The organism is Niameybacter sp., assembly GCF_036655075.1.
Taxonomy (GTDB): domain Bacteria; phylum Bacillota; class Clostridia; order Lachnospirales; family Cellulosilyticaceae; genus Holtiella.
In genome coordinates, this window is sequence record NZ_JAVVQU010000023.1 from 38,093 (window position 1) to 47,096 (window position 9,004).

Annotated in this window: 10 protein-coding genes; 6 read left to right on the top strand and 4 right to left on the bottom strand. The window is 36.1% G+C overall.

What is annotated here, in order from left to right:
- The first annotated feature begins 48 nt into the window (after positions 1-48).
- The 4 genes from RRY75_RS08040 to RRY75_RS08055 all read left to right on the top strand — a co-directional run bounded on the left by RRY75_RS08040 (position 49) and on the right by RRY75_RS08055 (position 5,255).
- Positions 49-891 carry a carbohydrate ABC transporter permease gene (locus RRY75_RS08040; RefSeq protein WP_332527531.1) on the top strand — a complete coding sequence of 281 codons (843 nt, stop codon included), beginning with the start codon at positions 49-51 and terminating at the stop codon, positions 889-891.
- The gene (locus tag RRY75_RS08045) at positions 891-1,775 is read left to right on the top strand and encodes a carbohydrate ABC transporter permease (RefSeq protein WP_332491025.1); all 885 of its coding nucleotides are present in this window, start codon (positions 891-893) and stop codon (positions 1,773-1,775) included. The genes RRY75_RS08040 and RRY75_RS08045 overlap by 1 nt, the downstream gene beginning before the upstream one ends.
- 352 nt (positions 1,776-2,127) lie before the next feature.
- Positions 2,128-3,990: a family 10 glycosylhydrolase gene (locus tag RRY75_RS08050; protein ID WP_332491023.1), complete on the top strand. Its 1,863-nt coding sequence runs from the start codon at positions 2,128-2,130 to the stop codon at positions 3,988-3,990.
- Between the two features lie 131 nt (positions 3,991-4,121).
- A complete protein-coding gene (locus RRY75_RS08055; protein WP_332491022.1) occupies positions 4,122-5,255 on the top strand; it encodes a DEAD/DEAH box helicase in 1,134 nt (377 codons plus the stop codon).
- A 78-nt stretch (positions 5,256-5,333) separates the two neighbouring features.
- On the opposite strand, the gene RRY75_RS08060 is transcribed toward RRY75_RS08055, so the two are convergent.
- From RRY75_RS08060 to RRY75_RS08075, 4 genes are all read right to left on the bottom strand, one after another.
- Positions 5,334-5,753 carry a DUF4430 domain-containing protein gene (locus RRY75_RS08060; protein ID WP_332491021.1) on the bottom strand — a complete coding sequence of 140 codons (420 nt, stop codon included), beginning with the start codon at positions 5,751-5,753 and terminating at the stop codon, positions 5,334-5,336.
- A 100-nt stretch (positions 5,754-5,853) separates the two neighbouring features.
- The gene (locus RRY75_RS08065) at positions 5,854-6,396 is read right to left on the bottom strand and encodes a hypothetical protein (protein WP_332491019.1); all 543 of its coding nucleotides are present in this window, start codon (positions 6,394-6,396) and stop codon (positions 5,854-5,856) included.
- Positions 6,397-7,290: a DUF5685 family protein gene (locus RRY75_RS08070; RefSeq protein ID WP_332491017.1), complete on the bottom strand. Its 894-nt coding sequence runs from the start codon at positions 7,288-7,290 to the stop codon at positions 6,397-6,399.
- Positions 7,291-7,302: 12 nt separating this feature from the next.
- Positions 7,303-7,701: a hypothetical protein gene (locus RRY75_RS08075; RefSeq protein WP_332491015.1), complete on the bottom strand. Its 399-nt coding sequence runs from the start codon at positions 7,699-7,701 to the stop codon at positions 7,303-7,305.
- 155 nt (positions 7,702-7,856) lie between these two features.
- On the opposite strand from RRY75_RS08075, the gene RRY75_RS08080 reads away from it, so the two are divergent.
- Positions 7,857-8,639 carry a hypothetical protein gene (locus tag RRY75_RS08080; RefSeq protein ID WP_332491014.1) on the top strand — a complete coding sequence of 261 codons (783 nt, stop codon included), beginning with the start codon at positions 7,857-7,859 and terminating at the stop codon, positions 8,637-8,639.
- Positions 8,640-8,654: 15 nt separating this feature from the next.
- Positions 8,655-9,004, top strand: a 350-nt coding sequence (locus RRY75_RS08085) for a hypothetical protein (RefSeq protein ID WP_332716297.1), incomplete at its 3' end; no start/stop codon positions are given.

Below are 9,004 nucleotides of genomic sequence, written 5' to 3' on the forward strand. Positions count from 1 at the left end.
GCTCTTGTAAGAGCCTCTTTTTTAGAAAATTTGAGGGAGGGGAATAAGGTGGAGAAGACACTAAAAAAATATTTTCCGTTTTTTGTGTTACCAACGCTCATTGCATTTGCAATTGCTTTTATTATTCCATTTATTATGGGGGTGTATTTGTCTTTTACAAAGTTTACGACGGTTTCAGATGCTCAGTGGGTAGGTTTAGATAATTATATAAAAGCGTTTTCAAACCCAGATTTCTTAAGTGCACTATGGTTTACAGGAAAGTTTGCGGTGGTAGCGGTACTTACTATTAATATTGGAGCCTTTTTGTTAGCACTTTTGCTGACAAGAGGAATGAGAGGAACCAATGGATTTCGTACAATCTTTTTTATGCCTAATTTAATCGGTGGTATTGTATTGGGGTATATTTGGCAACTTATTATTAATGGAGTGCTCTACAAATTCGGGGTTACTTTGACTTTTAAACCAGAATATGGTTTTTGGGGATTAGTGGTGCTGATGAACTGGCAACTTATAGGGTATATGATGATTATTTACATTGCAGGGATTCAAAGTATTCCAGAAACATTAGTAGAAGCTGCCCAAATAGATGGTGCCTCTTCTTGGATGATTTTAAAAAGTATTACAATACCACTAGTTATGCCAGCGATCACAATCTGCCTATTCTTGACCGTATCTAATTCCTTTAAACTGTTTGATCAAAACCTAGCTTTAACAGCGGGGGCACCAGCTAACAAGACGGCTATGTTGGCATTGGATATTTTCAATACCTTCTATGGAAAAGTAGGCTGGGAAGGGGTGGGGCAAGCAAAAGCGGTCATCTTCTTTATTTTAGTCGCCTGCATTTCCTTGCCACAACTTATCTTTACACGGAATAAGGAGGTGGAAAGCTAATGGCAACAACAGCTTTCAGCAAGAATAAGCAAACAATAACCTTGTCTAAGCAGCCTAAGAAATGGATACAAGAAACAACTTTATTAGTCTTATCAAGTTTATTAGCACTGCTTTTCATTGCACCTATTTTTATTGTTCTTATGAACTCTTTCAAAGGGAAATTTTTTATTAGTGACTTACCCTTTCAGTTTCCTAATGGAGAAACTTTTGTAGGAATCGGCAACTATATAACTGGGATTACCAAGACAGGATTTCCACAAGCCTTTGGGTGGTCTTTATTCATAACCTTGTTTTCTGTAGGTGCTATTGTACTTTTTACATCTATGACTGCATGGTTTTTAATTCGAGTGAAAACAAAAACTACGTCCATACTTTATTATTTATTTGTTTTTTCTATGATTGTACCTTTCCAAATGGTGATGTTTACAATGACCAAAGTAGCCAATACCTTAAGACTTGATAACCCTATTGGGATTATTTTAATTTATTTAGGATTTGGTGCAGGGCTTTCAGTGTTTATGTTTTGTGGCTTTGTCAAATCTATTCCTATTGAAGTTGAGGAGGCTGCGCTAATAGACGGATGTAATCCTTTCCAAACTTTTTTTGTAGTTGTACTACCTATGCTTAAGCCTACAGCGATGACAGTGGCTATTCTCAATACCATGTGGATTTGGAATGACTACTTACTACCCTATCTCATTATTGGAACAGATTACAAGACTATACCTATTGCTATCCAATACTTAAAAGGTGGCTATGGATCTATCGATATGGGGGCCATGATGGCAATGCTTGTACTTGCCATTATTCCAATTATCATCTTCTATCTTTCTTGTCAAAAATACATCATTAAGGGCATTGCAGTAGGTGCTGTAAAGGGTTAAGTGAGTATAACAATTCAAAAGAGGAGACGTACACCAGTGTGTAGCGCCTCCTCTTTTGATTGACTTATTTTCCATCAGGATCTTTCATACCTGCTTTAGAAGAAATATGACCTTTTGTATTACCTGTTTTTGGATCACTAGATGTTTTGCCATTATCTTTGTAATGTTTGCTCATAATATCCTCCTTAAAAAATGCTCCGCTATTAGTATCTTTCAAAATGTGACAAATCATACGTTCGTTTTTTAAATTCTTTACGATTTCATGACAATGTACTAAATAGGCATATTTTGGTATATAATAGAAGGGTAAATAAATGCGCTCAATTTTAACTCACAGAGAAGGAGAAGGAAAATGAAAAAAATAATTTTGGCATTACTTGTTGTATTCTCCTTGGTAAGTATTTTCCCAAGTCCTCTACACGCTGCAGCCCATGAAGATGACATGCGTGCAGTATGGATGGCGACAGTAAGTAATATTGACTTTCCAAGCAAATCAAATATTAATAATGCCATAGCTCAAAAGAAAGAATTTATCAATAAATTAGGTCGTATGCAAGAACTTGGTATAAATACGATTATAGTACAAGTAAGACCAAAGGCAGATGCGCTTTATGTATCCAATATCAATCCTTGGTCAGATGTTTTAACAGGGACACAAGGATTATATCCAGGATATGACCCTTTAGCTTTTATGATTGAAGAAGCACATAAAAGAGGGATGGATATCCACGCATGGTTAAACCCTTATCGTGTGACACAAGCTGGGACAAACTTAAGTGATTTAAGTTTAACACATCCTGCTAGGCTGAACCCAGATTGGGTGATGTCTTACAACAATGCGTATTACTATAAGCCGGAGTTAGATGCAGTGAAAAATCATATTGAAGATACGGTAGAAGAATTAGTCAGCAACTATGACATTGATGGGATTCATTTTGATGACTACTTCTATCCATCTAACTATCCACTTCCAACCGGGGAAGATCGAGATGGTCCAACAGCTAATGCAAGGCGTAAGCATATCAATGATATGGTGAGAAGAGTGAGTGCCGTTATTGAACGGACCAATCCAGATGTCATGTTTGGAATTAGCCCAATTGGAATATGGAAAAATCAAAAAAGTGATCCAACAGGTTCTGCTACAGGTGGAGGGGAATCTTACTATACAGTAGCAGCAGATACAAGAACTTGGATTGAAAATGAGTGGATTGACTATGTGGTGCCACAAATTTATTGGGAAACGACTCATAAAACTGCTAATTATAATACCCTTATTGAATGGTGGGCAAATGAAGTACGTGGAACAGATGTAAAACTCTACATAGGCCAAGGAATCTACAAAGATTCAGTAGCTCAAGAAATAATTACTCAATTAGAAAATAACAAACAATATCCTGAAATTGAAGGCAGTATTTACTTTAGTTTGAAGGATTTAATGAATAATAGACAAGGCGTAGCAACAGCTTTACAAGCTTACTATACAGGCAAGGTGCCAGAAGATACTAAGCCTGAGACGACACCAGAAGTAAATCCAGATGACGCACCTGTAGCACCAGATCAAGTTCCAGATAGTGGAGAGCAGCCAAGTGTAACACCAGACCAAGAAGTAGTAGGACAAGTAGCCTTTATAACAGCAGATGGTGTTAACTTTAGAAGTGGCCCAGGTACCTCTTATACTAGCTTAGGTAAACTTAAAAAAGGTACAAGACTTACTCTTTTTGGAGAAGCCAATAATTGGTATGAGGTAGGTCTTGCAGATGGACAAGTAGGATTTGTAAGTAGCGATTTTGTGGGGAGGGGTGAGCCTACAGTAGAAGAGACAAAGCCGACACCAACACCACCAAGTGATGAAGAGAACAATAGTAATCCTTCAACAATCAAACTTATTATTCGTGGCAAACGTGTCAATCCTCCAGTTGCACCTTTTATTGAAGAGGGTACAACTTTAGTGCCTCTTCGTATTATTAGTGAAAACTTAGGAGCAGATGTAGATTGGGAAGGTGAAAGTAGAAGTATCATCATTCAGCAAGGTGAGAGTATGATTGCTTTAACAGTAGATAGCACAAAGGCTATGGTTAATGGACAAACTCAAAGTTTACTTGTAGCGCCAAAGACAGTGAATGGCACAACCATGGTACCTATTCGCTTTATTAGTGAAAACTTAGGTGCTTTAGTAGACTGGGATAGTGTGAACAAGATTATTACAATTGAATAAGTGTTATACTAAAACCACATGGGATTTTATAGTGTCAAAAGCACAAGAAGGCCATGTGGTTTTTCCAATGATGCAAAGTTTAAAAAATGTGGTAATATGGAAGATAGTGTTTATGCAAAAGGAGAAAATAGATGTCATTTCAGGATTTTAACTTAAATCTTTCTATTCTAAAAGCAATAGAGGAACAAAACTATAAAGAGCCAACACCAATACAGCAAAAAGCCATTCCTGCTATCCTTAGTGGGAAAGATGTACTAGGGTGTGCTAAGACAGGAACAGGCAAAACAGCTGCTTTTGCAATACCAATCTTACAGAGGATAGGTGAAGAGAGGATGGGTGCCGAAGAACGTTCACCTATTCGTGCATTAGTATTAGCACCAACACGTGAGTTAGCCATTCAAATTGGAGAGAGCTTTGAAAGCTATGGGAAACATCTAGGTACTCGAATAGGTACTATTTTTGGTGGGGTTACACCTAAACGCCATATTAAGGTATTGAAGAAAGAGCCGAGGATTTTGGTATCAACACCAGGACGCCTTCTAGATCTTATTGAGCAAGGGCATGTAAACTTAGAGGCTGTAGAGGTGCTCGTACTTGACGAAGCAGACCGTATGTTAGATTTGGGAATGGTGAAGGATGTTAAAAATATTTTATTGAAGTTGCCAAAGGTGAGACAAAATCTCTTGTTTTCAGCAACAATGCCAAAAGAGGTTATGAAGCTTGTTCATACAATCTTAAAAAATCCGATTAAAATAGCAGTTGAAAGTTCTGTTTCTGAGGAGATAGAAATTAGGCAACAAGTCTATAGGGTAGAAGAACCGGATAAAACTGACTTACTATTGACGTTATTAAAAAATATGAATTTTGAATCGGTATTAGTCTTTACAAGAACTAAAAAGAAAGCAGACAAAGTAGCAAAGGCTATTAATATAGCCAATATAAGGACGAAAGCTATTCATAGTGATAAAAATCAATCTGAAAGACAAAAGGCTTTGGCACTTTTTAAAAATAAAGAAATTAAGATTCTAGTTGCAACTGATGTAGCAGCAAGGGGCATTGATATAGATAAACTATCTCATGTAGTGAACATGGATATTCCTAACGTTCCGGAAACTTATGTTCACAGAATTGGACGTACAGGTCGAGCAGGTATGGGAGGAACCGCAATTTCATTTTGTAGTCAAGAGGAAGTTAGTGATTTAAAACAGATTGAAAAACTTCAAGGTAAGGCTATAGAGGTTCTGGAAATAGAAACAGTCAAATAGAAAGCAATAAAAATAGACACTAAATCTAATGAATTTAGTGTCTATTTTTATTGCTCCAGGAAAGGTACATATACATGGCTAGTGTAAATCCTCACCAGAATTGGTCGTATATACCCATTCTACAATATCACCACTTTTTAAAGTGTAGTCATTAGGATAAGAAGATTGTAGGGTACCATTTACTTTGTACAGCCATCTACTGTTTGGGCCATAATCAGTATTTTTCAAGTCACTGATACTTACGACTAAAGAGGTATGGCCTTGACCAGAAAGCGCATAAGCAATATGTTGGTTAGTAAAAACTTCTATAGAGGCCTGTAGGACAGAATCTCCTCTTGTCACATCTTGAGGCGTAGGCGGGAGCAAAATGGTAGCACCTTTTGGACCTAATACAGAAAAGGTAATAGGAATGGTATCAGCATCTTGCTGCCTATAAGATGGATGAGATTTATTGATAAAAAGTAGGCCCAGTGCTGCTAAAGGAAGTAAATTGCTCATAAGTCATCATCCTTAAAATAAATTCAAATTAATAAATACCTTCATTTTAGTCTATTCTACAGATGGAAAGAAGTGACAAATGAGACAGTGAATCTAGAAATTATTTTAAATAACTATGGACATGAGCATAGTATAAATCAATAAGTAGGGTAAGAGCGTAGTCGTAAATAAAAAATCCTATTTGTCCAAGTAAGAAGATTATGACAGTAGGTGATAGATTAAGGTTTGGCATAAGTTGATGAATGAGCGTAATAAGCCCACTAAAGGCACCAGGCATAATAAGTTGATTAAATAAGAAGTAGACGCATGCAAAAATAATATTAAATCCTACAAATTTAAGGAGCCACTCTAAGGGGAGGCGGTCTAATTTTTCAATGAAGTATTTCACTAGTCCATAGCAACCGAAGAAGAGAACATACATGAGGCTAATATTAAGTGGTAAAAGAATAACCCCTAATAAACTAGAGGTTAGGTACACCATGAAAGCTGTCTTTGTATTTTCTCGGATGAGCGCAATAGGCACTGTAATAGAAGCAAGTGTCAATAAGGTTAATGTGTTAGTTGGAAGAAGTAATGTACAGTACAAAATAAGCAGTGTCAGTGCAGATAAAATACTTCCACTTACCAGTTGCTTTGTAGACATTTAGTTGCCTCCCTTACAATGTGCACAAGGAGAAATGACTTTGTTGTATTTATCCATCATGCCTAAGTTAATAATGTTATCTAAAATCACACGATGACGTTTGAGTGGTAAGGACTGTAAAAGTTGATTGCAGTTGTAGCCACAGTTTAAAAGAGTAAAACTAATGGGGTCACGGACCTTTTTGATTAAGATATCGTAGCTTAAATCTTCTTTGTTATAAAGGAGATTTATTGGGTTGAAGGCACCTATTTTCATATCCTTCTCTAAGTCATCTAAAGCATCAATTACATAAATCCACTTTCCAAGAGCATAGCCAAAATTAAAAAGTTTTTCGCGTAATACTGGGCTGTCATCTACTAAAGGGTAAGGGTAATACTTTAAGATATTTGCCACCATTAAACTTGAAGGATGGCTGATTTCATCAATAGAAGAAAAGTCACCACTATGTTCTAATAGATGTAAATTTTTGAGTTCTCTTTCAATTAAGTGATTAACTTTCACCACACCTTGGCTAAACTTATGACTATAAGGCTTAAGAAGAGAAGCGAGCGCTTCACTTTTTAAGCTACGCTCGTCTTCTATATCATCTAAAAGTTTATAATAAGCAAGAGATACATTCATACTTGCTGCATAGTCTAGTGCGTCATTATTGATAATCATAGGTTTGGTCTTAAGTGGATGGACCATACAACTACGGCTTTGAAGATAAGCTTTGCTAGGACTCAATCCATCAAGTAGAAGGGATAAAGCTACTAGGTCGTAGTTAAGCACCATGCGTGGAAGCTGACCAAAATTTTTTTTAATATGTGAGCATAGGCCACAATAATAGGCTTTGAAGGCTTCTAATTCTCGTACTTTTAGTTCCTGTTTAAGGGGTGTAACGTAACCAAACATGTGAAGCCTCCTCTAAATACACTGGATTAAGTCTCCACCCATACATTCACAACAAGTGTCCATACAGATGAGGTCAAGACAGCTAAAGTTACAACAATCGTCACAACAGCAACAACAACATCCACTGCGCCTTCTATAGTGTCTACCGTTATAGTAGTCATCACTGTAGCGGTCAGGTCTTGCCATAAAACTTGCCAGTTGCTTTTTGTAGTCAGTGTTTGCAGGGTTTAAGGCAATAGCCTTTTCTAAGTGACTTTTAGCGGAGTCAAACCATGCTTTTTGCATTAAGATTTTACTATATAAAAAATGCCACTTGTCGTCCTTTGTAGGATGACTCATAAGCCAAGATTCTGCTTTTTTAAATTCTCTGTTAGAGAGAAGAGTACATACTTCCTCATAAGTGGAAGCCATGAAAATCACCTCATTTTACTTATCATTTTTATTTTATTCTATTATAACAAGTTAATTACATAAATACTATAAGAAAATAATGTAGTCTAAATAGAAAAATAGGTATACAATAGTTAATGATTTAAATATCACAAGAATAGGACAGGATAAAAACAATGGATACAATTATATTTTTACTCTACCAACATGAAGTCTATGTAGGAGACTATTATAAAGATAAAATGAAAGAAGTTAAATTTGAAAAGGCAGATTCATGGGAAGTCTACAACTATGAAGATTTAGAAGAGCTGTTGGAGTATATGCAATATCCTCTTAAATACAATCAGTTTAAAAATAATCGCCTAATTTTCTTGTTCGATGATATTCGGTTCTATGAATGGCTTACAAAAGCGAAACGATTACTCAGTCAAAGTGAATATATTTATGCAGAACGTATTGAACCTTTTATAGAAATAGAAAATAGAATACTAGAGGTCAAACAAGCAGTGGAAGATAAGGAAGAAGAGGAGATGGTATTACCTGTAAAGCCAGTAGAACTCTACGAAAGATTATTAGCAGTAGACTGGAGTTTACATGCACAAGCATACCGCTATGAGCTGGTCTTAAGTCCATCTACGCTTTATACTATAAAGGAAGAAGGGTCTAAGCAGTTTTTACAGGTGCAAGATATTGTGGATATGAATACACTTATAAAGGAAGAAACTTATGTCCAAAAGGGAGATGAAATATTGGCATATGACCATTGTGTGGCGAGATGGTTTGGTCGTATTAAGGTGGAGCGATTAAGTAAAAAAGTAAATGGGGCAGGTACATTCTATTGGCATGTACTTAAAGAGGTAGGACATATTTTTGCCAAGAAAGATGAAGTTATTGGAGTCATTGACCATGAGAGAGGAACAAAAGAAGAGATGTTAGCATGGTGTGAAAAAATTTTATAGATGTGTGGTGAGGTTATGAAAAGGGAAAACGGAAAAATAGAAAGTCGTATAAAAGGAATAAGAGAGACAGCTAAACAAATGTGTTCAGGAACAGGATGGATGATGGTATTTAGTCTACTTATTCTTTTTTGTGGAGAAGCACTATTAAGACAAGATGTATTTGGTCTTTTTGAATGGGCTTATAACTATCCAACTAGCTTTATCATTAATTTGATTTTAATTTTTAGCTTGTTAATGGTATTTTCTATGCTATTTAATAAAGTAGGAACGGGTGTGTTGATTGTAGGAGGGATTTATATGACTTTATGTGTCATATCCTTCTACAAGTTTATCATCAGTGGAGAGTATTTGGTACCAGCTGATTT